The sequence below is a fragment of the Neptuniibacter sp. 2_MG-2023 genome, assembly GCF_030547495.1.
GTDB lineage: Bacteria > Pseudomonadota > Gammaproteobacteria > Pseudomonadales > Balneatricaceae > Neptuniibacter.
The window spans coordinates 26,112-44,960 of sequence record NZ_JAUOQC010000011.1; the positions used below are offsets into that span (position 1 = coordinate 26,112).

The 18,849-nt window shown below is 42.9% G+C and carries 19 protein-coding genes; 4 read left to right on the forward strand and 15 right to left on the reverse strand.

What is annotated here, in order from left to right:
* Positions 1–8: 8 nt before the first annotated feature.
* The 12 genes from lpxA to rpsB form a co-directional block, all read right to left on the reverse strand.
* Positions 9–779, reverse strand: coding sequence for an acyl-ACP--UDP-N-acetylglucosamine O-acyltransferase (gene lpxA / locus Q4486_RS11285; protein WP_303416366.1), 771 nt, complete (start codon positions 777–779; stop codon positions 9–11).
* 3 nt (positions 780–782) lie between these two features.
* Entirely contained in the window at positions 783–1,220 is a 438-nt protein-coding gene (gene fabZ / locus Q4486_RS11290) for a 3-hydroxyacyl-ACP dehydratase FabZ (RefSeq protein WP_303416365.1), read from the reverse strand.
* Positions 1,221–1,223: 3 nt separating this feature from the next.
* The gene (lpxD, locus tag Q4486_RS11295; RefSeq protein ID WP_303416364.1) at positions 1,224–2,261 is read right to left on the reverse strand and encodes a UDP-3-O-(3-hydroxymyristoyl)glucosamine N-acyltransferase; all 1,038 of its coding nucleotides are present in this window, start codon (positions 2,259–2,261) and stop codon (positions 1,224–1,226) included.
* 14 nt (positions 2,262–2,275) lie between these two features.
* Positions 2,276–2,773 (reverse strand): OmpH family outer membrane protein, encoded by a 498-nt coding sequence (locus Q4486_RS11300; protein ID WP_303416363.1) that lies wholly within the window; start codon positions 2,771–2,773, stop codon positions 2,276–2,278.
* A gap of 10 nt (positions 2,774–2,783) precedes the next feature.
* Positions 2,784–5,102, reverse strand: coding sequence for an outer membrane protein assembly factor BamA (gene bamA / locus Q4486_RS11305; RefSeq protein ID WP_303519491.1), 2,319 nt, complete (start codon positions 5,100–5,102; stop codon positions 2,784–2,786).
* 48 nt (positions 5,103–5,150) lie between these two features.
* Complete coding sequence (gene rseP / locus Q4486_RS11310) at positions 5,151–6,512, reverse strand: RIP metalloprotease RseP (RefSeq protein ID WP_303519493.1); 1,362 nt, start codon at positions 6,510–6,512, stop codon at positions 5,151–5,153.
* Position 6,513: 1 nt separating this feature from the next.
* Positions 6,514–7,326 carry a phosphatidate cytidylyltransferase gene (locus Q4486_RS11315; protein ID WP_303519494.1) on the reverse strand — a complete coding sequence of 271 codons (813 nt, stop codon included), beginning with the start codon at positions 7,324–7,326 and terminating at the stop codon, positions 6,514–6,516.
* Positions 7,319–8,080, reverse strand: a complete 762-nt coding sequence (uppS, locus tag Q4486_RS11320) for a polyprenyl diphosphate synthase (protein WP_303416359.1) — start codon at positions 8,078–8,080, stop codon at positions 7,319–7,321. Before uppS ends, Q4486_RS11315 begins: the two co-directional genes overlap by 8 nt.
* A 40-nt stretch (positions 8,081–8,120) precedes the next feature.
* A complete protein-coding gene (frr, locus tag Q4486_RS11325; protein ID WP_303416358.1) occupies positions 8,121–8,678 on the reverse strand; it encodes a ribosome recycling factor in 558 nt (185 codons plus the stop codon).
* On the reverse strand, positions 8,668–9,426 hold the full coding sequence (gene pyrH, locus Q4486_RS11330; RefSeq protein ID WP_303416357.1) for a UMP kinase: 759 nt from the start codon (positions 9,424–9,426) through the stop codon (positions 8,668–8,670). Before pyrH ends, frr begins: the two co-directional genes overlap by 11 nt.
* A gap of 97 nt (positions 9,427–9,523) precedes the next feature.
* On the reverse strand, positions 9,524–10,384 hold the full coding sequence (tsf, locus tag Q4486_RS11335) for a translation elongation factor Ts (protein WP_303416356.1): 861 nt from the start codon (positions 10,382–10,384) through the stop codon (positions 9,524–9,526).
* Between the two features lie 111 nt (positions 10,385–10,495).
* Positions 10,496–11,236 (reverse strand): 30S ribosomal protein S2, encoded by a 741-nt coding sequence (rpsB, locus tag Q4486_RS11340; RefSeq protein ID WP_067866207.1) that lies wholly within the window; start codon positions 11,234–11,236, stop codon positions 10,496–10,498.
* A gap of 244 nt (positions 11,237–11,480) precedes the next feature.
* On the opposite strand from rpsB, the gene map reads away from it, so the two are divergent.
* The 3 genes from map to Q4486_RS11355 are packed head-to-tail and all read left to right on the forward strand — an operon-like array spanning position 11,481 to position 15,305.
* Positions 11,481–12,251, forward strand: coding sequence for a type I methionyl aminopeptidase (gene map / locus Q4486_RS11345; RefSeq protein ID WP_303416355.1), 771 nt, complete (start codon positions 11,481–11,483; stop codon positions 12,249–12,251).
* Between the two features lie 47 nt (positions 12,252–12,298).
* Positions 12,299–14,998, forward strand: a complete 2,700-nt coding sequence (locus tag Q4486_RS11350; protein WP_303416354.1) for a [protein-PII] uridylyltransferase — start codon at positions 12,299–12,301, stop codon at positions 14,996–14,998.
* Between the two features lie 13 nt (positions 14,999–15,011).
* Positions 15,012–15,305: a DUF1244 domain-containing protein gene (locus tag Q4486_RS11355; protein WP_303416353.1), complete on the forward strand. Its 294-nt coding sequence runs from the start codon at positions 15,012–15,014 to the stop codon at positions 15,303–15,305.
* A gap of 36 nt (positions 15,306–15,341) precedes the next feature.
* Here the strand turns inward: Q4486_RS11355 and Q4486_RS11360 are convergent, their stop codons facing one another.
* Both Q4486_RS11360 and Q4486_RS11365 read right to left on the reverse strand, forming a co-directional pair.
* Complete coding sequence (locus tag Q4486_RS11360; protein WP_303416352.1) at positions 15,342–15,827, reverse strand: LPP20 family lipoprotein; 486 nt, start codon at positions 15,825–15,827, stop codon at positions 15,342–15,344.
* A 2-nt stretch (positions 15,828–15,829) separates the two neighbouring features.
* The gene (locus tag Q4486_RS11365; RefSeq protein WP_303416351.1) at positions 15,830–16,561 is read right to left on the reverse strand and encodes a FlgO family outer membrane protein; all 732 of its coding nucleotides are present in this window, start codon (positions 16,559–16,561) and stop codon (positions 15,830–15,832) included.
* A gap of 163 nt (positions 16,562–16,724) precedes the next feature.
* On the opposite strand from Q4486_RS11365, the gene Q4486_RS11370 reads away from it, so the two are divergent.
* Positions 16,725–17,939 (forward strand): flagellar assembly protein T N-terminal domain-containing protein, encoded by a 1,215-nt coding sequence (locus Q4486_RS11370; protein WP_303519496.1) that lies wholly within the window; start codon positions 16,725–16,727, stop codon positions 17,937–17,939.
* A 51-nt stretch (positions 17,940–17,990) separates the two neighbouring features.
* On the opposite strand, the gene Q4486_RS11375 is transcribed toward Q4486_RS11370, so the two are convergent.
* Positions 17,991–18,650 (reverse strand): OmpA family protein, encoded by a 660-nt coding sequence (locus tag Q4486_RS11375; protein WP_303416349.1) that lies wholly within the window; start codon positions 18,648–18,650, stop codon positions 17,991–17,993.
* Between the last annotated feature and the right edge of the window lie 199 nt (positions 18,651–18,849).

An 18,849-nucleotide genomic window follows, 5' to 3' on the forward strand; every position in this document is an offset into this window, starting at 1 on the left:
AGTTTCTCCTAGCGAATAATGCCGCGGCTTGATAATTCAATAGAGTGAATCAAAGATAGGACTTCGGGACAGCTTTCCGCAAGCTCCCGTAACTCAACTAGCGCTTGAGCAATAGTCAATTTTTTACGGTAAATAATCTTGTAGGCGCGGCGTAAATTGGCAATAGCATCAGCTGAAAAACCTCTTCGCCTCAAACCTTCAACATTAATACCATGAGGGGCTGCCGTATTACCATTGGCCATAATGTAATCAGGAATATCTTTTAGCACTACAGTACTAGTCCCGCACATGACATGCGCACCAATATGACAAAACTGATGTACAGCAGTAAACCCACCAAGAACAGCCCAATCACCAACATGGACATGCCCAGCAATAGCAGTATTATTAGCCATAATGACATGATCACCAACAATGCAATCATGTGCCACGTGGGCATAGGCCATAAAAAGGTTATCACTACCTACTTGAGTAACCCCGGCATCCTGCACAGTACCTCGGTGAATAGTTACGCCTTCTCGAATGATATTATTATCACCGATAACCAATTTGGTCGGCTCACCTGCATACTTCTTATCTTGGCAATCTTCACCCACCGAAGCAAATTGGAAAATCTTATTGTTTTTGCCAATTGTCGTTGGGCCTTTTATAACAACGTGAGGCCCAACAACTGTACCCGCACCGATTTCGACATCAGGTCCAATAAGAGACCATGGCCCTACAACAACATCACTGGCCAGCTTTGCAGAGGGATCTATAACAGCACGAGAATCGATCAAGACTTAAACCTTTCTATCAGCACACAAAATAGTTGCAGTACTTACCGTATCACCGTCGACAGATGAACGCACATCAAATTTCCAAATACCTCGACGCTCAGATACAACAGTCGCTTCTAACTTTAACTGGTCTCCTGGAACTACAGGACGTTTAAAGCGTAACTTATCCGCACCCACAAAATAATAGATAGATCCATCTTGTGGCGTTTTATCCATTGTTTTAAAACCGAGAAGGCCTGCAGCTTGTGCCATGGCTTCAACAATTAAAACACCAGGCATCACAGGATAGTCGGGGAAATGTCCATTAAAAAAGGGTTCGTTAACTGTAACGTTTTTAATCGCAACAATGGACGTTCCTTTTTCTAACTCCAACACCCTATCCACCAAAAGGAAAGGATAACGATGCGGAAGATATTCCCGAATTTCATTCACATCCATCATTTCTTACGAACCCTTAATCTCAATAATCTCGTCTTCAATAGACTTAATTCGACGCGCCATTTGATCCAGCTGTCGAAAACGAACAACATTTTTTTTCCACATTTTATTCGGTAACATTCCCGTACCTGATGAATATACACCCGGCTTTAATATGGATTTTGTAATAAGCGACATTGCAGTAATATGCGAGCCATCCGCAATCGACAAATGACCTGTAATTCCGCAAGCTCCAGCAATTGTGCACTGGGCGCCAATTTTAGTGCTACCAGCCACTGCAGTACAAGCAGCTAATGCACTATTTTTGCCAATTGTAACATTATGAGCGATTTGAATCTGATTATCTAAAATCACACCATCTTCGATAACAGTATCGTCTAAAGCACCACGATCAATGGTTGTGCCCGCGCCGATTTCAACATTATTACCTATGCAGACACCGCCTAACTGAGCAATTTTAACCCAGTCGTCGCCATCTTTAGCAAACCCGAATCCATCCGCCCCCAAAACCACACCGCCATGAATTAGGCAGTTAGCGCCTATTTTCACATTATGGTAGATCGTCACATTAGCATTGATCACAGTATTATCTGCAACACTTGATCCTGCGCCTACGACCGAATTAGCCCCGACAGTAACATTATCTCCAATTGTACAATTGGGGCCTATATGAGCTCCGGCAGCCACAGAGGCCGTTTTACTAACAACGGCCGAAGGATGAACATGTGCAGAAGGTGATATCTCTTGTGATAGTTTTTGAGCTGAAGAAAACAGGTGGCTTATTTTAGCGTAAGCCAAATAAGGATCATCAACTAAAATAGCATTACCTGAATAGTTTTCCAGGTCTGCTGGCGACAGAATAACTGCGCCAGCTTGGGTTGTACGCAAATACTTCTGATAGCGATTATTTGCTATAAAAGAGAGCTGAGCCGACGATGCCGACTGCAATGTGGATACTGAGCTCAATTTATAATCAGCATTACCAACAAACTCTGCCGAAAGAAACGTTGCAATATCACTAAGCGTGTAATGATGATTTTTCATGAACCCATATAAGCCTATTGCTTATTTAAAAGTTCAACAACGCGCGGCGTAATATCAACCTCTTTCTTTGCAAAAAGAGTTGCCTGCTTTGCTAAAACCACATCATAGCCTTCTTTTTCAATAAGCGCTCGGATCACTTTATCAAGTTTAGGGCGCATCTCTTGGACGAAAGCTTGCTCCCGTTCCATTCTTTTCTGCTGTAGCGCTTGTCCATTACGTTGATATTCCGCGAAGACCTTTTGAAACTGTATTTTCATTTTATTCAGCTCGTCAGCTGAAGCTAAATCTTTATTCTTTGTAACTTTATCACGAGCCGTTTTCACTTGTTTCTCTAAGTCTAAAAGTGAACGCTCCTCTTTAGAAAACTCACTTTTAAGCTTCTCACGAAAGTCAGCTGCCGCAGACGAAGCCAACAAGGCTTGCTGCACACCCAGTACCGCTATTTTCTCTGCATGTACCGAGAAACTCATACTTGCAACTAAAACAAAACCTAACAACGCTTTAAAATTCATATCTTATCCCTTAGAAAGTCTGACCTAATGCGAATTGGAATACTTCCGTATCATCGCCCGCTTTATCATTTAACTGTGTTGCTAAAGCAACTGATAACGGGCCTATAGGTGTAAGCCAACTCAAACCAATGCCTGCAGAATAACGTAGTTCATCCAACTTCACACCATCTTCACAGTTGCCTGCCAAGGAGGCAGATGAGCAACTGGTATCAAACACATTACCCGCGTCGAAGAAGAAGAGCGTACGCCATGAAGATTTATCTTTAACAAACGGTGTTGGAAAAATAAGTTCAACACCACCAGTGATCAATACATCACCACCAAAAGGATCATCGTTAGTATCACGAGGCCCTAAGGTATTCTGCTCGTACCCTCGAACCGTTTTCAAACCACCGGCATAAAAATGTTTATAAAACGGATATTCATTATCACCCAGCTCGCCACCGTAACCAAGACGCCCTTTCATTGAGAGTATCCAATTACGATCTTCAGTTAGAGGGCGATACCATTTAGCATTATACAACGCCTTATAATAGCTTAGATCACTACCAGGGATACTAACTTCAAGGGATGCACTCTGGGAATAACCTTTAGTTGGGAAATACCCCCTATTAAGGTGGTTACTACTCCACGAACCCGTGAAGCTCATATTGAAATAATCATTTCCTTCATCCAGCAGATACTGATTAATCTCATCAGGCGTTTCAGAAGCGTTTGTATTGATGGTGACCTGTTCAACATTTAGACCAAAATTCAAACGCTGATAATCATCAATAGGATAACCAAAGTTAACACCACCACCAATCTCATCGGTTGAGAAGGCACTCGTATTATCTTCGTCAAAGTCACGTTCACGGTAGTAAAGGTTAAAACCTCGGCTTACGCCATCTACCGTATAGTACGGATCAACAAAACTATATGAATATTCCGTTAAAGTATCACTATTGGAGATACCTATACCGACTTTTTTACCTGTGCCTAGGAAGTTATCCTGCTGCAGCTGGAAGCCCAGAATGATACCTGAGGTTTGAGAGAAACCTAAACTTGCAGAGAAGGAACCCGATTGTTGCTCTTCAACTGAATACTGCACATCAACAAGGTCTGTACTCCCTGGAACAGGGATAGTTTCGACACTAACAGCCTTAAAATATCCTGTTTTTTCCAATCGCAGCTTAGATTGCTCAATCAACTCATTCGATGCAACTGCCGCTTCCATCTGCTTTAAGTGCTGACGAATAACATCATCTGCCGTACGCGTATTACCTCTGATAGCAATCCTACGCACATAGGTACGTTTACCCGGATCAAGGAAAAACTTAACGGTAACAGTATTATCATCATGTAACTCAGGCGCAGGAGATACGTTCGCAAACATGTAACCTACATCGCCAATTTTATTACTCAGCGCTTCTTGTGACTCAGTAATTAAGCGTCTAGAAAAAGTCTGACCTTTCTCAACGCGAATAACTTTCTTCAATTCAGCTTCAGGTACAACCATCTCGCCTGCAATATCTACATCGCGAACAGTATATTTTTCACCTTCAGTGACATTAACGGTTATATAGACATGTTTTTTATCAGGTGTAATTGAAACTTGTGTGGAATCAATGGAAAAGTTCACATAACCACTATCCAGATAATAGGAGCGAAGACGCTCGATATCCGCAGATAGTTTTTGTCTAGCGTAACGGTCATCCTTTTTAAAGAAAGACCAGAAATTAGGTAGCTTCAAGGAAAACAGATCAGTTAATTCTTCATCAGTATAAACACTGTTACCAACAATATTTATATGCTGAATCGTCGCAACCTGTCCCTCTTTAATATGTATATTTAGAGCAACACGATTACCCGGTAGCGTTTCAACATCAGTTTCAACGTTTGCACCATAACGCCCTTGTGATGAGTATACTCGAACAATATCCTGCTTAATCTGCTCCAAGGTGGAACGCTTAAAAACATCACCCTCTTGCAAGCCGGTCTGCTTAAGACCATCTAACAACGCATCAGATTCAAGAACTTTGTTACCATCCAATCGAATCAAACTGACCGATGGCCTCTCCTGAAGCTGTAAAATCAGAACAGAGTCATCACGTAACAATTCGATATCATCAAAATAACCAGATTCAAACAGCTTCCGTGAAGCATCCGCTAGAACCAAAGGATCGACCTGATCCCCTGCGGTAATAGGGAAGTTCCTAAAAACTATACCTGGCGATACTCGCTGCAACCCCTCCAAGCGAATATCTTCAACCACGAAAGATGATGTGTTTGCTTGAGCCAATGAGGCCCAAAGAAAAAGCGTAACCAGAAGTCCAATGGCGCGTTTCATGAAGTACTTCTTACCCATTATAAAAATAAAACCGACTGTAACTTAATATCACAATCGCATAAAGTCGTTAAACAGAGCTACCAACATAAGCGTTAACAGCATTGCCATCCCTATCTTCAATCCTAAAAATTGAACTCGTTCACTGACTGGCTTCCCTCTCAACAACTCAATTGTGTAGTAAAGAAGGTGCCCGCCATCCAACACAGGGATCGGCAATAAATTCAATATACCTAAGCTAATACTCAGATAAGCTAAAAAACTCACATAGGATTCTAAGCCAGAGGCAGCAGAAGCACTGGCCACTTTAGCAATGGTTATAGGCCCACTCAAGTTTTTTACTGATATTACCCCTTCAATCATCTTCCAGATAGAATCAAGGGTCAAAGAAATCATCTGTAAAGTTTTGTTAAATGCCTTAACCACAGCATCAAAAAAACCATAATGAAGCTCACGCTTATACTCTTGTGGCCAATCTACAGGCTGCGCAGCCGCTCCTATATAGCCATAAGATTCACCCGTTTCATCCACTTTAAGTGCAGGAGATAAAACCAGTTCGCGCAAATCCACACCACGCTGAACTTGAAGCGTTAACGGCGTATTAGGACTCGCTCTCACCACATCAACTAAAGAATACCAATCATCAACTACATCTGCATTTACACTTACTACTTTGTCACCTAGTTGAAGCCCTGCGGCTTTAGCTCGCCCATCCTCAACTAAACGACCAATAATTGCCGGCACCTCTGGTCGCCAAGGAATCAGACCCAATGCAGTTAATGGCGACTCATTTTCAAGGTCAATATGCCACTTCTTCAGATCTACAGCATACTCTTCAGGTACAGCATTAACTTTATCCACTGGCCGCACAGTGAGCACTAAAGAGCCACTTTCACCAACGCGAGAAGCTAGTTTTAAATTTACTTCATCCCAAGATAGGGTTTCATCACCATCAACAGATAAAATTTCACTATTCACAGGTATATTAGCTGTATCCGCAATAGAGCCTTCGATAAGCGCACCCACTACAGGCACGACTGTAGAAACACCCGATTGATACATAAACCAATAAGCAAGAACAGCAAAGATAAGATTAACTGCAGGCCCCGCAACCACAACAGCCATCCGATGCAAGACAGGTTTACGATTAAATGCTTGATCTAACTGTTCAGGAGGAACCTCAGCTTCTCCCTCATCTAGCATTTTCACATAACCACCCAACGGGATAGCAGCAATTGCAAATTCAGTGCCCTGCTTATCACGCCAAGTATATAAAGCTTTACCAAAACCGATTGAAAACTTTAAGACCTTAATGCCGCATCTACGCGCAACATAAAAATGTCCCCATTCATGAATAGTAACCAAAATACCTAAGGTTAGAATGGTGATAAAAACAGTATGCAGAAATTCCATATTACACAAACACCCAATACTGCATTCCTAAGATAAACAATGGCGAAGCGGCGGTAATACTATCGATACGATCCAGTACCCCCCCATGCCCAGGCAACAATTGACTACTATCCTTAATGCCTCGATGACGTTTTAACATACTCTCAAAAAGATCGCCTAAGACTGAAATCAACCCCGTCAGCAGCGCCATAATAACTAAAGGAAATATACTGACTGATGCCACCCCAGCAATAAAACTATAAATAACCGCAACAGCTAAGCACGCGACTAAGCCGCCATACAATCCCTCACGCGTCTTTCCAGGGCTCACACTGGGCGCCAATTTTGTTCGGCCAAAACGCTTGCCCGCAAAATAAGCACCTACATCCGCTCCCCAGACAAGCAATAATAGTAGAAGAATCAACTGATCACCCTGTTCTACGGACTTCATTTCAACAAACGCGAACCAACAAGGCAGAAGAACAATAAAACCAATCATACCTCGCACTAAGACTGGGCCCCAACTAGATACACGCGGAAATCTATACACCCAAAAGAGCGCAACAAACCAAAAGGCAACAGCAAGAGAAAAAACATAAAAGACATCTATATTTTGATGTTGATAGTGGCACAAACCTACAACGACAGCCACAAGGCATACATAGACTAATTTCGCCCCAAGCTTTTGAAAACCAGCGAGATTCGCCCATTCCCATGCAGCCAACAATATGACAGCATCCATTAAAAAGACAAAGGAGGAGAAAGGAAGACCAAAAACACCAAACAACGCCAGAGGCGCAAGAACCATCGCCGTAATTATGCGTTGTTTAAGCATTCATCTCAGCCTCTACTTGCTCACTAGTACGCCCAAAACGACGCTGCCGACGACCAAAATCATCAATAGCAGCCAATAGGTGAGATTTATCGAAATCTGGCCAATAAGCATCAGAGAAATAAAGTTCGGTATATGCGAATTGCCAAATAAGAAAATTACTTATGCGCTTTTCACCACCTGTGCGGATACAAAGATCAGGCTCAGGCAGTTCATCAAGCGTTACCGCTGCAGAAAACAACTCTTCAGTAATATCAGCAGGCGATATTTTATTTTGCACACACTGCTCAGCGACTCGTTGAGCGGCATTAACTATATCCCAGCGACCACCATAGTTTGCTGCAATATTTAGCTGAAGGCCTGTGCATTTTTCGGTCAGCACCTCAACTTTTTCAATTTTTTTCTGTAGAGAAGCGCTAAAAGCAGACTTATCCCCAATCACTCGCAAACGAATATTGTTTTTCAGTAACCGTTTAGCTTCGCGATCTAAGGCTAATTTAAATAATTCCATCAACCCTTTAACTTCAAGGGGTGGACGTTTCCAATTTTCAGAACTAAACGCAAAAAGCGTCAACACTTCCACACCAGACTCAATACAGCCTTCGATAGTGGAACGGACGCAGTCAACACCAGCCTTATGCCCGGCAAGACCGGGCAAGCGCCGCTCTTTCGCCCAGCGATTATTACCATCCATTATAATGGCAATATGTCGCGGCGTTTTCGCAGCTAGACTAGACGAGCTATTAGTAGATTTCATGACATAAGTTCAGCGGCACTTTACAGCACCGCTGCTACGATCAAATTTCCATTAGATCTTTTTCTTTCTGTTCCAAAAGTGCATCCACTTCAGCAACATACTTATCCGTAATCTTCTGAATCTGATCTTCACCACGGCGTTGATCATCCTCAGTAATCTCCTTCTCTTTCAGAAGATCCTTCAAATCACCATTAGCATCACGACGAACATTACGTACAGATACACGCGCATTCTCAGCTTCTGAACGAGCCTGCTTTATGTAGCCCTTACGTGTTTCTTCTGTCAAAGGCGGCATAGGGACACGGATATTTTCACCGGCCGTAGCAGGATTAAGCCCCAGATTCGATGTCATAATGGCTTTTTCAATCACAGGCACCATTGGTTTTTCCCAAGGCACAATAGACAGTGTACGACCATCTTCAACCGAGATATTAGCAACCTGACTTAAAGGCACATCAGATCCGTAATAGGAAACCTGCACACCTTCCAAAATACTTGGATGTGCGCGCCCAGTACGAATCTTTTTAAAATTATTTACTAGAGCATCTAAGCTCTTCTGCATGCGTTCGGAAGCATCCTGAGTAATTTCATTCAGCATATTTTTCTCCAACCGTTTCACTGCAATCAATCAACGTGCCTTCATTACCACCAACAACAAGGTTAGCCAAAGCACCTGATTTATTCATATTAAATACACGAACAGGCATATTATGATCGCGCGTTAAACATATCGCCGTCAGATCCATCACTCCTAACTGCTGCTCCAGAACTTCATCATAATTTAAATGAAGGTATCGGCGCGCTGTTGGATCTTTCACTGGGTCGGCAGTATATACACCATCAACTTTTGTCGCTTTTAACACAACGTCTGCGTCAATTTCTATACCACGTAAACAAGCGGCAGAATCTGTAGTGAAAAATGGGTTACCTGTGCCCGCGGCAAAAATAACTACATCACCCTGATTCAAGTAACGTATCGCGTTACGACGATCATAATGATCAACGACACCACTCATAGGAATTGCAGACATAACACGTGTATTAATATTGCTACGTTCTAAAGCATCGCGCATAGCTAATGCATTCATAACCGTAGCTAACATTCCCATGTGATCGCCAGTAACTCGATCTAAGCCAGCAGCATTGAGTGCGGCACCGCGGAATAAATTCCCGCCACCGATCACCATACCCACTTGCACACCTATTCCAACCAACTGGCCAATTTCAAGCGCCATTCGATTGAGGACATTGGAATCAATACCAAAGCTTTCTTCGCCCATCAGGGCTTCACCGCTCAACTTGAGCAGAATACGTTTATACTTGGATCGTTTTTCGGTAGATGGCATCCGTCTATCTCCGCAGAAATTGAGATCAGGATAGTGTATCAGGAAAAGGGAAGATTGCGCATGCAGAACATGCGCAATCGGAAGGTTTTACAGCAAGTTAGCCTTTCAACTGAGCAGCAACTTCAGCAGCAAAATCCACTTCTTCAACTTCAATGCCTTCACCCACTTCTATACGAGTAAAGGATTTAACTGTCGCACCAGCATCTTTAGCAACCTGGCCCACTTTAAGCTCAGGATTTTTAACGAACGCTTGCTCTACCAAGCTATTCTCTGCCAAGAATTTATTGATACGACCAACAACCATTTTCTCAGCAATTTCTGCTGGCTTACTAGCCATATCTGGCTGAGCAAGAATAATTTCTTTCTCTTTAGCAACTACATCTTCAGGCATATCATCTTTACTTACAACCTGAGGATTAACAGCAGTCACGTGCATAGCAATATCTTTAGCTGTTTCAGCGTTACCGCCTTCAAGCTGAACCATTGCAGCAATTTTGTTATTACTATGAACATAGGCAGCGACAACACCACCTTCAACTAAGAACACACGGCGTACGCCAATGTTTTCACCGATTTTCTGAACTAATGCATCACGTGCATCGTTCAATTCACCAGCCATCAAAGTTTCAACGTTTGTTTCTTTACCAGCAAATGCTTTATCAAGAACAACATTTGAAAACGCTAAGAAACCTTCATCGCGCGCAGCGAAATCAGTTTCAGAGTTAACCTCTACAGCAACAGCGTAGCTATTATCATCAGCGACCTTAACTAGAACAACACCTTCAGCAGCAGTACGACCAGCTTTTTTAGCTGCTTTCATACCTGATGCTTTACGCATTTCTTCAATCGCTTTATCTACATCACCATCAGTACCCTGAAGTGCTTTTTTACATTCCATCATGCCTAGACCTGTACGGTCACGCAGATCTTTAACCATTGCAGCGGAAATCTTCGCCATTATCGATACCCCTAATAAAATAGTCGTGGGTTAATCAAAAAATCCAAAAAAGGGGGCCTAGCCCCCTCTTTAAGTCATCAAAGAGAATAATTGACTGTGTTTACAGTCCGATTACTCAGCCGCAGCTGGAGTCTCTTCAACTTCTACGAATTCGTTTTTGTCGCCAGCACCAGCACCTGAACCTTCAAGGCATGCATCAGCAGCAGACTTAACGTAAATCTGAATAGCGCGCAACGCATCATCGTTACCAGGAATAATAACGTCAATACCATCAGGATTACTGTTAGTATCAACAACACCGATAACAGGGATACCTAGCTTGTTTGCTTCATTTACAGCGATACGCTCATGATCCACATCGATTACAAAAAGAGCATCAGGCAGGCCGCCCATCTCTTTAATACCACCGATAGAACGCTCTAGCTTTTCCATTTCACGCTGACGCATCAAAGCTTCTTTCTTAGTTAGCTTTTCAAACGTACCGTCTTGGCTCTGCGATTCTAGATCACGAAGACGACGGATAGACTGACGAATAGTCTTGTAGTTAGTCAGCATACCACCCAACCAACGGTGGTTAACGTATGGCATAGATGCACGGCTAGCTTCTTCTTTAATGATTTTGCTTGCTGCACGTTTTGTACCAACAAAAAGAACTTTATTTTTGTTAGATGCCATATTCTGGATGCTATCCAATGCACCATTAAGAGCAGGAAGTGTGTGCTCTAGGTTGATGATATGGATTTTGTTACGAGCACCGAAAATGAATTTTGACATTTTCGGGTTCCAGTAACGAGTCTGGTGACCGAAGTGAACGCCTGCTTTAAGCAGGTCACGCATAGTAGTTTTAGCCATTGTTTTTTCCTAAATGTTTTGGGTTAGACCTCCACGAACCCCAACATTCAACCCTAAGGCACCCTGAATATTGTGTCGGCACGTGTGTGACATTTTTGCTTATGCAAATTGAGCGCGGATTTATACCATAACTGCCCATAGAGATAAAGCTTATTTCTTTTAACCTCAGTTGATTGATACAATCCCCATCCAGTTATTTTTTACATACAGTACTCACAAGAATTAGAAGGATATTCCGGCAGCTATGAGCATCAAGATTAAAACCCCAGAAGAGATCGAAAAAATGCGCATCGCAGGCCGTTTAGCTGCCGATGTTTTAGTCATGATTGAACCTTTTGTAAAAGTCGGCGTCACCACCGACGAACTCAATCAGATCTGTCACGACTACATTGTCAACGAACAGCAAGCTATTCCCGCACCACTCAATTACCATGGTTTTCCAAAATCAATCTGCACATCGGTAAACCAAGTCGTTTGCCACGGCATCCCCAATGATAAGCCCCTAAAAAATAACGATATTATTAATATTGATATTACAGTCATTAAGGACGGCTATCATGGCGATACAAGCAAGATGTTCTTTGTTGGCAAGGAGCTTCCACATGCACGTAGACTGGTCGATGTAACACTAGAATGCATGTACAGAGGGATTCGATTGGTCAAACCAGGTGCTCGCCTAGGCGATATTGGTCACACCATACAAACCTATGCGGAACAAAACCATTACACCGTTGTACGCGAATACTGCGGACATGGCATAGGCGCGGAGTTCCACGAAGAACCTCAAGTATTACATTATGGCAGACCCGACACTGGCGAGATCTTAGAAGAAGGGATGATCTTCACTATTGAACCGATGATTAACGCGGGCAAACGCCAAGTTAAGCTTTCAAAGAAAGATGGTTGGACCGTGGAAACATCCGATCGCCGCCTTTCCGCACAATGGGAACACACTATATTGGTGACGGCAGATGGTTATGAAATATTAACACTCAGACCTGATGATACAATTTAATCTACACCTATAAAATTAGTGCCGCATTCAATAAAAGGTCGTATGCAATGCCAATTACTTTACAACAGCAGCTTGCCGAAACAGAGATTATTAATCTCAGCGATTTCAAAAACAAACTCGCTTCAGCAACATCCCAAATTCCTGTTTATAAAGATGCACTAAAAGAGATTAATCAAAACCTTGATGAGCGCTTCAAAGCTGGCGAAGACATCAGAAAACTTGTCTATGGACGCGCATGGGAGATTGATCGCATTCTACAAACAGCTTGGGAACAGTTCGAATGGCCTCAAAACCAAATCGCACTGATTGCTGTTGGAGGTTATGGCCGCGGAGAGCTACACCCTCATTCAGATATTGATTTACTGATACTGTTAAGCGACGAACTAAACCCTGAAGAGCATCACGACTCAATCAGTGGTTTTTTAACGTTTCTATGGGATATAAATTTAGATATAGGCTCTAGCGTCCGCACACTAAGTGAATGCTACAACGAAGCTCAAAATGACATCACCATCGCAACCAACCTAATTGAGTCCAGAACACTTATCGGCAATGAAGGTTTACACTCAGAGATGTACGACAAAGTCACCTCTGAAGGCGCTTGGACCGATAAAGAGTTTTTCCTTGCTAAATCGAAAGAACAGAAAGACCGTCACTCAAAAACAAATAACACAGAATACAATTTAGAACCTAACCTCAAAAACTCTCCGGGTGGCTTACGCGACCTCCAGACCATCGGATGGGTCGCCAAACGGCATTTTGGTTCTACATATATTCGCGACTTAGTAGAAGATGGCTTTCTAACCGAATCAGAACTAGATATTTTAAACAAAGGTGAGCTCTACCTCTGGTCAGTAAGATACGCACTACACATGCTATGTAAACGACGTGAGGACCGCCTTTTATTTGACCACCAGCGCGAATTAGCCAGTTTCTTTGGTTACCAAGACAAAGATGGAAAGCTAGCTGTTGAACAGTTTATGAGCAAGTATTACCGCATAGCAATGGCAATGTCGGTCTTCAATGGCTTACTGTTACAGCACTTCGATGAAGCGATCCTTCGTGCTGACGAAGAACAGGTCATCAAACCTCTAAACAACCGCTTTCAGATCCACAACGACTTCATAGAAGTCACCTACGACAAGGTTTTCGAGCATCACCCTTTTGCATTAATGGAGCTGTTTGTACTACTCGCGCAAAACGAAAATATAGCGGGTGTAAGAGCATCTACAATCCGACTTCTACGCGCCAATCGCCATCGAGTAGATGACGACTTCAGAAACGATATACGCAACACCAGTCTATTTATGGAATTGATGCGCTCACCTGAACGCGTCTCTACTCAGCTTAAACTCATGACCCGTTACGGTATCTTAGGACGATATTTACCTGCATTCGGTAAAATCATAGGTCAGATGCAGCACGACCTATTTCATATCTATACCGTTGATGCACATACCATGAAGGTCATTCAAAACTGTAGACAATTCAGACACAACGACGCACGAGAAGAATTCCCTATAGCTCACAGAATAGTAAACCAACTTCCAAAGGTTGAACTTCTCTATATTGCAGCACTTTTCCACGATATAGCAAAAGGTCGAGGTGGAGATCACTCTGATTTAGGGGCAGAAGATGCAATGTCTTTTTGCGAAAAGCACCACTTAGGCAAATGGGACAGTCACCTCGTTGCATGGTTAGTCAGAAACCATCTGCTAATGTCGATGACAGCCCAACGAAAAGACATATCAGACCCAGAAGTCATCCATAGGTTCGCCAAACAAGTCTGTGACGTTGTCCACTTAGACTACCTTTATGTATTAACTATTGCCGATATTAACGCCACAAACCAGACGCTCTGGAACAGCTGGCGTGCGACCTTAATGCGCAAGCTGTACACAGATACTAAACGCGCATTAAGGCGCGGCTTAGAAAACCCAATCAACAAAGAAGACCGCATTGAGCAGATACAAAACGAAGCGCTCGTTATTCTCAAGCGCCAAGGTGTGGAAGCAGACGCGTTCAAAGAGCTATGGGAATCCATTGGAGATGATTATTTCCTACGTGAAACCTCACAAAGTATTGCCGAGCACACAAAGGCAATTATTGAACACGATAGACCCCACGAACCTCTCGTTTTAATAAGACAAACATCACACCGAGTATTTGAGGGAGCAACTGAAATCTTCATCTACAGCCAAGATTTCAAAAACCTGTTTGCAGCCACCGTTTCAACAATGGACCAGCTACACCTCAACATTCAAGATGCACGCATCATAGTTACTGATTGCGGTGAAGTTTTGAATACCTACACAGTACTCTCTGATGACAACACTCCCCTATCAGAAAATCCAGACCATCTATCTCAGATAAAAGAACGCCTGATTGAAGAGCTTGATGATCCAGACGACTATCCAGAGATCATTCAACGGCGCGTCCCTCGCCAAATGAAACTCTTTGCGACACCTACACAAGTGTATTTAAGCAACGACTCAATTTCTCAACAGACCGTTTTAGAGGTTATAACACCTGACAGACCTGGCCTTTTAGCCCGCATAGGTGGCATTTTTGCCGAACATAACCTCTCAGTTAGAAAGGCCAGAATTACAAGTGTCGGCGAAAAAGTAGAGGATTTCTTTTTTATCACTGATGAAGAAGGAACGCCCCTTTCCGATCCCGATGTGTGCCAAAAGTTGCAAGAAGATATATGCCATCAGCTAGATGAAACTATCCAGCATGAACAATAGGGTTGAGAGCAATATGGATCAGAATAAACAAAACGAGATAGAAGCTGCCGTCTTTCGTCGCCTATTGGCCCACTTAGATGAAAGGAAGGATGTACAAAACATCGATTTAATGATTCTTGCGGGCTTTTGCCGCAACTGCCTAAGCAAATGGTACAAAGCGGAAGCTGAGGAACGAGGTGAAGAGATCGATTACGAAGCAGCGAGAGAGTTAGTTTACGGAGAACCCTACGATAGCTGGAAAGAGAAATATCAAGCGAAAGCAACCCCAGAACAGATGGCAGCGTTTGAAGCTACGCAAAACAAATAGCTAAACACTCTACTGATCAACCGATTCAGTAGAGTTTTAGTTACTAACCCACGCACGTTGCACTTGATTCATGTCCACCTCAAGGGTAGTGGCGTATGTATCTTCCTGTACAGGGAAGGTCTTCACCACTCTCGCACCGCGCACTATACCGGATATAGCGGTTTTAAATTGATCGCTTTGTAAAACCATATCTTTAACCGTTGTCGTGCCGAACATATATTGACCATGAACAACACCTGCCAACTCTTGGTAAGCACGCAACTTAGATGCCCGCATAGCCATCAACACTTTATGTTGCTGCGTTTGGCCAGGCTGTAAACTTATAGGGGCATAACCTGTTGCACGCACCCAGTTTGGCGCTTTCGGCTCCTCCACACGCGGTGGAAAATTAATATCAGGTAACGCATCCACCACCTCAACCGTAGATTCCACAACCGTTTCACAACCTTGAATAACTAGAAACATAGGAAAAAACAGCGCAAAAGCAGTCAGCTTTAGAGATTTACTTATTATTCTTTTCATTATCACCTACCAACAGGACCACCGCGATTTTCAATAATAAGCCCCTGATTTAGAGCCTCCAATGGATCATACCCTGGAATAGCACCCTCTAAACGTTCGTTAGGAATGTGGGTTTGACCTGTCGCCAATACTTGTCGCGTCGTTGTATCAATAACACGCGCATTGATCACTAAGCCATCTGAGTGTTGGGCATAAGTCCCTGTCACTAAGAAATAAACCTTAAAACGCGTACGCAACCCCGAAAGATTTTGTTTCGATAACGGCTGCTTGGTCGAAGTCGTGAGCCCAGCCGCACGATAATCAACAAGGTTATAACCGTGCTGCTGCAATTGATAGATAAATCCTTGCTCTAATCGCTCACCAAAACGACCAACTTTCCTACCATTGTGTAAGTTAGTGAATGGAATAACCGCAACAGGGAAGCGCTTTACTCGATTTTCCTGCAAGCCAGCATTCATCTGCACAGCCATTTGAGACACCGCTTCACTAATAGGATCCAACCCATTTGGCAAAGTCTCAACTTGTACAACTTGGCGCTGCAACATCGATCGCTCTTTTTCCAGCAGTGCCTCTTTCTCCGCAATATGCGCTTTCTCTAGTTGATGCAACTGCTCAACAACCTCAGGACTCATACTTTCAATATGCACCTTTTCAGGCTGCTTATCTTGGGTATTAACCTGCTGAAAGCATCCGCTTAAAAAGCAAACCATTAACAGCAGTAAAATCTTTTTCATCCTGATATTCCAAACTCAAAAGGTTAAGCTCGACAATCTAACATAATCCACCAAGCATAGGGAGTCGACTTAAACCGTTTACAACAGGCACACAATAAAATACTGTTCTGAAAACGATTAATTATTTACTCGACATCTTTTAGTAATCGGTCATTAGGCAGATATGTTTAATAAAACGCTGAATTTTCTTATTGTTAGCTTATTTCTATCTTTAACTTCTATAGCCCAAGCAGTTGTCATTGAGGCTGAGGGGCAAGCTATTATTGCCAACAAAAATATTACCGCTGCCAGAGAGGCCGCAATCAGGGATGCTTCTCAACAAGCATCTATGCAGGCAGCTGTTTATGTGTCTAGCAGTCAAGTCGTACGAGATGGCATTCTTGAGATAGACAATATGCAGATCAGCTCTTTGGGCCAAGTTTCAAATATCGAGATACTAGATGAGAAAATCATTGGCTCAACACTGCATATTCGAATCAAAGCAAATGTAGAGATTGATGAAGGCTGTAGCAACGGAAGTAGTAACAATTACAAAAAAACCATAGCCTTTGCCGCTTTTCCGCTTCAACAATTAAGCCAAGCTAATCTGGGCGGACTCCATAATATTAGCAGCGCACTACCTGCACAATTAAGCCAACGCTTTAATAGCAAATCACAAACGATCACCTACAATGCGGGTTTAATTAACCTCTACCCTAATCCTAGCCAAGCTAGCTCATCACAACTAGATAGCGGCAAGTTAACAAGCATGCTAAGCACGATCGGTCAGCTCGACGTCAACTATGTAATTTCCGGCGTTATCCGTGATATCTCTATGGTTGATCCTCGCACTCATGCCGAAAATAACTACTTTATGGATCTTTACAACAGACTCGATTTCAAAAGCAAAAGACACCTACGGAATTTTGAAATCGACCTATTTATACACGACGGTTTCTCAGGTCAACTCGTTTCGCAAAAGCACTACCAGACCGCAGGCCTATGGAGTCTTGATCGGACAATAACAACGGGGTTTGCTACACCAGGGTTTATTAAGCAAGACTACGGTCAGAAGGTAAAAGCGCTCGAAGATAAAATTGCATCAGAAATATCCGCAGAACTGCGCTGCGAACCTTTTAGTGCTCGTATAACTCAAGTTGAAGATCGAACCATCTGGATCAGTGCAGGTAAACAGCATGGTTTAAAGCGTGGTGACAAGCTCACTATCTACCGCAGTTCAACTATTTTTACACCACAAATGAACAGCAACACCCAATTAACCAACACCCAACAAACCTTAATTATTGATGATGTACAAATGGGCTTTTCATCAGGTCACATCAGCTCACCCGCCGCCACATATAATATACGGACGGGAGACTTAGCGATCGCACGTTAATCACACCTAAAGAACGACTCCCCTGCCAATACAAGGGAGTCATCATTTAACTTAGTCTGTACGCGTACCACTGATATTAATTTCAACACGGCGGTTTTGAGAACGGCCGGCTTCAGTGGTGTTATCTGCTACGGGGTAACGCTCACCAAAACCACGCGCATTCACTCTAAGACGAGAGATACCCGAGCTCGCCAAGTAGTCAGCTACACGGGCCGCACGTCGCTCAGACAACTGCTGGTTATACTCAAATGACCCTGTACTATCAGTAAAGCCATCCACATTCATCTCAGTTTTATCAAACTTAACTAAGACTTTTACAACAGAATCTAAAACGGGATAAAAATTATTCGCTATCTGATCAGAATTAAGCGCAAACGTAATGTTCCCTGGCATAATCAAACGAATTGAATCACCAATACGCTCAACTTGAACCCCAGTACCTTGCAGCTCTTGACGCAGAAGTGCCTCCTGTTGATCCATGTAGTAACCAATACCACCACCAACAGCGCCACCCACCAAAGCACCTGTTAAAGCACCTTTACCACGATCAGATTTACTGGAAACAGCTGCACCCAGCACAGCACCGGCAATAGCACCTATACCTGCGCCTTTAGTTGTGCCTCCTACTTTCTCCTCTCCTGTATATGGATCGATTGTTTGACACCCACCCAACAGAACGCCGGCAACACAAACTGCGAACAGTTTTTTCATAACTAACTCCAAAGAAATGACTATTGCACCATAATAACTCTACTATGGCTGAATAAACACTGACTAAAAAATAGATAAATACTAACTTGCCGCTAGTCAGTCATGCGAAACACCGATAAAATAATCGTATTGTTCCAACAATGCAGTTTCATATAAACTCCACTCACTGTATTGAACATAAGTTAATTTTACGTAGTAC

Bases quoted from the DNA above. Each gene is read 5' to 3' on its own strand.
- fabZ (WP_303416365.1), bottom strand. From the start codon at position 1,220: ATGATGGATGTGAATGAAATTCGGGAATATCTTCCGCATCGTTATCCT.
- lpxD (WP_303416364.1), bottom strand. From the start codon at position 2,261: ATGAAAAATCATCATTACACGCTTAGTGATATTGCAACGTTTCTTTCG.
- Q4486_RS11300 (WP_303416363.1), bottom strand. From the start codon at position 2,773: ATGAATTTTAAAGCGTTGTTAGGTTTTGTTTTAGTTGCAAGTATGAGT.
- bamA (WP_303519491.1), bottom strand. From the start codon at position 5,102: ATGAAACGCGCCATTGGACTTCTGGTTACGCTTTTTCTTTGGGCCTCA.
- rseP (WP_303519493.1), bottom strand. From the start codon at position 6,512: ATGGAATTTCTGCATACTGTTTTTATCACCATTCTAACCTTAGGTATT.
- Q4486_RS11315 (WP_303519494.1), bottom strand. From the start codon at position 7,326: ATGCTTAAACAACGCATAATTACGGCGATGGTTCTTGCGCCTCTGGCG.
- uppS (WP_303416359.1), bottom strand. From the start codon at position 8,080: ATGAAATCTACTAATAGCTCGTCTAGTCTAGCTGCGAAAACGCCGCGA.
- frr (WP_303416358.1), bottom strand. From the start codon at position 8,678: ATGCTGAATGAAATTACTCAGGATGCTTCCGAACGCATGCAGAAGAGC.
- pyrH (WP_303416357.1), bottom strand. From the start codon at position 9,426: ATGCCATCTACCGAAAAACGATCCAAGTATAAACGTATTCTGCTCAAG.
- tsf (WP_303416356.1), bottom strand. From the start codon at position 10,384: ATGGCGAAGATTTCCGCTGCAATGGTTAAAGATCTGCGTGACCGTACA.
- rpsB (WP_067866207.1), bottom strand. From the start codon at position 11,236: ATGGCTAAAACTACTATGCGTGACCTGCTTAAAGCAGGCGTTCACTTC.
- map (WP_303416355.1), top strand. From the start codon at position 11,481: ATGAGCATCAAGATTAAAACCCCAGAAGAGATCGAAAAAATGCGCATC.
- Q4486_RS11350 (WP_303416354.1), top strand. From the start codon at position 12,299: ATGCCAATTACTTTACAACAGCAGCTTGCCGAAACAGAGATTATTAAT.
- Q4486_RS11355 (WP_303416353.1), top strand. From the start codon at position 15,012: ATGGATCAGAATAAACAAAACGAGATAGAAGCTGCCGTCTTTCGTCGC.
- Q4486_RS11360 (WP_303416352.1), bottom strand. From the start codon at position 15,827: ATGAAAAGAATAATAAGTAAATCTCTAAAGCTGACTGCTTTTGCGCTG.
- Q4486_RS11365 (WP_303416351.1), bottom strand. From the start codon at position 16,561: ATGAAAAAGATTTTACTGCTGTTAATGGTTTGCTTTTTAAGCGGATGC.
- Q4486_RS11370 (WP_303519496.1), top strand. From the start codon at position 16,725: ATGTTTAATAAAACGCTGAATTTTCTTATTGTTAGCTTATTTCTATCT.
- Q4486_RS11375 (WP_303416349.1), bottom strand. From the start codon at position 18,650: ATGAAAAAACTGTTCGCAGTTTGTGTTGCCGGCGTTCTGTTGGGTGGG.